The sequence below is a fragment of the Methylomagnum sp. genome (assembly GCF_054333355.1).
The window spans coordinates 1-3052 of the sequence record NZ_JBTEKS010000476.1 but is presented as its reverse complement, the minus strand read 5'-3'; the positions used below and the strand labels follow the sequence as shown (position 1 = coordinate 3052).

2 protein-coding genes are annotated in these 3052 nt (G+C 67.9%); both read left to right on the top strand.

Annotated features, from left to right (window positions below; genetic code table 11):
• Nucleotides 1-1670: contractile injection system tape measure protein (locus tag ACXWUF_RS21315; RefSeq protein WP_458496552.1), on the top strand; the 1670-nt coding region annotated here is incomplete at its 5' end.
• Nucleotides 1667-3007 (top strand): ATP-binding protein, encoded by a 1341-nt coding sequence (locus ACXWUF_RS21310; RefSeq protein ID WP_458496551.1) that lies wholly within the window; start codon nucleotides 1667-1669, stop codon nucleotides 3005-3007. The genes ACXWUF_RS21315 and ACXWUF_RS21310, both read left to right, overlap by 4 nt.
• The last annotated feature ends 45 nt before the right edge of the window (nucleotides 3008-3052 follow it).

Sequence of the window (3052 nt, the reverse complement as noted above, 5' to 3'; positions counted from 1 at the left end):
CCTCTGACTCCCGCCCCGAACCCGCCCCGCCACAGCCGGATTGGGGCCGGTACTGGCTGGCGGTGTTGCGGCGCTTGGCCGGAGAGGGGCGGGCCGAGCCGGACGTGCTTTTGGAAACCCTACGCGCCGCCGTCGCCAGTGGCTCCAGCCGCCACCACGCCCACTTGCTGCAAGCCCTGGACAGCGTGGCCCAGGAAGCGATGCTGGCGGCGGAGGGGCCGCACCTGCCCCCCTTGCCGGCACCGCGCCGCGCAGGCCCGGCCCGGGACGATCAGCCGCCGCCGCTTTCCGAATGGGAAACGGCCACCGCGGACATCCCGGACCCGGTGGCCCGGCTGGTCGGCTTCTTACAGACCGGATCATTGCCGCCGCCCGGCGCCGGCGCCGCTGGCGACACGCCCCGAGGCTGGCTGGATGAAGCCCTGGCCGAACACCCCGAGCGGCTCTGGGCCGCGCTGAAAGCCGCCGCGACCCGGCCCGAGGTCATTCGCCGCTTGCTGCATTACCTGCCGTCGGACAGCCTGTTCCGGCTGATCGCGGCCCTGTCCCCCGAACACGGCGAATTCATCCGGGGCTATCTCCTGTCCGGCGGCGCGCTCGAAACGGATGGCCGGCTGCCGGTGAACCAAAGGAAACGGGCGAAGCAAATCCACTGGCAGGCGGTGTTGGCCGCGCTGCTGGGCCGCCGTTCGCCCGACGTGTCGCCGTCCCGTTTCCTGGTGGAAATGAGTGGCCGGGTGGCGGAACAGATGGGCCTGTCGGTGCCGGTGTACTTGGAACGGATGCTGGAATCCGCCCGTGGCAAGGCCGCCGTGGAGACGCGCTACGCGCCCGTGGTGGAGGCGCTGGCGGAGGTGTGCCGACGGTATCCGGCGGCGGTCCAAGACGCGGGACGCGGCAGCCCGGATGAACCGGATTCGGAGCCAGCGCGGGACGAAATAGACCTGGGCACCGCCCTGGATGTCCTGCGTCCGGTGCTTGAGCGCCGTTCCGGCAGCCTTCGCGAGCGGCTGTCGCAAGCGCCGGATGGGGTGCCCCGCGAGCCGAAACCGGCGGCGCCCGTTCGCCACCCGTCCCGTTCGCCCGCCGCGCCCAAGCCTGAGGCCGGGCCTCCGCCCGCCTGGCCCTATCGTTCGCCCGAATCCGACCCCGGCGAACTGCCGCCGGGCGAATCGTTTTATGTCGACAACGCCGGGGTGGTGCTGCTGTGGCCGTTCCTCAGCCGCTATTTCCAAATGCTGGGACTCCTCGAACAGAACCAATTCCGGGACGATGACGCCCGCAGCCGGGCGGCTTACCTGCTGCAATACCTAGCCACCGGCGCCATGGACGCGCCCGAACCCGTGCTGCTGCTGAACAAAATCCTGTGCGGGGCGAAAACCGCCGGGCCGCTGGAACCCCAGCTTCCGCCCACGGAACCCGAGCGGCAACTCTCGGAACAACTGCTGTACGGCGTCACCCAGAATTGGAGCAAGCTCCGCAACACCTCCATTGCGGGACTCCGGGAAAGCTTTCTGCAACGGGAAGGCCGCTTGCGGCGGAGCGACGAATCCTGGACGCTGACGGTGGGCGGCAAGGCTTACGACATGCTGCTGGACAGCTTGCCCTGGAATATTTCCACCCTCCGGCTGGGCTGGATGGATCAACCCCTGTTCGTCAAATGGCGATGAAAGAACTTTCCGACAATGCCCTGACCCTGGCGCGTGAACTGGCTTGGCTGGCCGTTTTGATCGAAGCCGCCCTGCGGCGACACTTCGGCCACGAGGGCGGACTCGGCGACAGCCCCGCCATGCCGCCGCCCGATCTCGCCGAAGACCCCTCCGGCTATGCCCGGACGGTGCAGGGCTTATCCCTGGATTTCGCCGAGCGGCTGGTGTTGGTTCTCGCCCTGGCGCCGCCGTTGCGGCCACAAGTGCTGGACCCCTTCCTGCTCAAGAACCCCGCCACGGGCCTTGGCTACGCCGAATTCGGCGGCGCCCCGGAGTCCGGCCAGCCCGGCTTCCGACCGACCCTGGAAACCGCCGCCTTCATCCTGGCGGGGAGCGATTTGGAGCGGCGCCTCGAACTGCAAAAGCGCTTCGAGCCGGACCATGCGTTGATTCGGGACAGGGTATTGGAGATGGGCGACGGACCCGGCGGGCCGTTCGGAATGCCGCTGCGGGTGGGGCGGGACTACTGGGGTCGCCTCACCACGGGTGCCCGCCATCGGCCCGCCTTCGGCGGCGGTTTCCCGGCCAAGCGGATCGACACACCGTTGAGTTGGGATGATCTGGTGCTTGGCGAGTACACCCTGGACGACGTGGAAGAAATCCGGGCCTGGATCGAACATCGCCATACGCTGCTGCACGACTGGCAGTTGAGTCACAAGATCAAGCCCGGCTTCCGCAGCCTGTTCTACGGGCCGCCGGGCACCGGCAAGACCCTCACCGCCTCGCTGCTGGGCAAGAGTACCGGGCTTGACGTTTATCGGGTGGACCTGTCGCTGGTGGTGTCGAAATGGGTGGGGGAAACCGAGAAGAACCTAGCCGGGGTGTTCGATCAGGCGGAACGCCACGACTGGATTCTGTTCTTCGACGAGGCCGACGCGCTGTTCGGCAAGCGCACCCAGACCTCCAGCGCCAACGACCGCTACGCCAATCAGGAGGTCGCCTACCTGTTGCAGCGGGTGGAGGACTTCCCCGGCGTGGTGATCCTGGCCAGCAATCTCAAGGGCAACATGGACGAGGCCTTCGCCCGGCGGTTCCAGTCGATGATCTACTTTCCCATGCCGGGACCGGAAGAGCGGCGGCGCCTGTGGCGCAACGCCTTCTCCAAGAAGACGCCGCTGGAACCGGCGGTGGATTTGGAGGGTGTGGCGCGGGAGTACGAGGTGACCGGCGGGGCCATCATCAACGTGGTGCGCTACGCCTCGCTGATGGCGCTCCGCCGGGGCACCGATACCATCCTGCTCCAGGACATCCGCCCGGGCATCCGGCGGGAGGTTCGGAAGGCTGGGACGGTGATATAGGCGATTCCCGAAAATGATTGCCCCGCGAAAGGCTCGTGGTCCCGG

Coding starts and splice junctions, on each gene's coding strand:
- ACXWUF_RS21310 (WP_458496551.1), top strand. CDS start 1,667: ATGAAAGAACTTTCCGACAATGCCCTGACCCTGGCGCGTGAACTGGCT.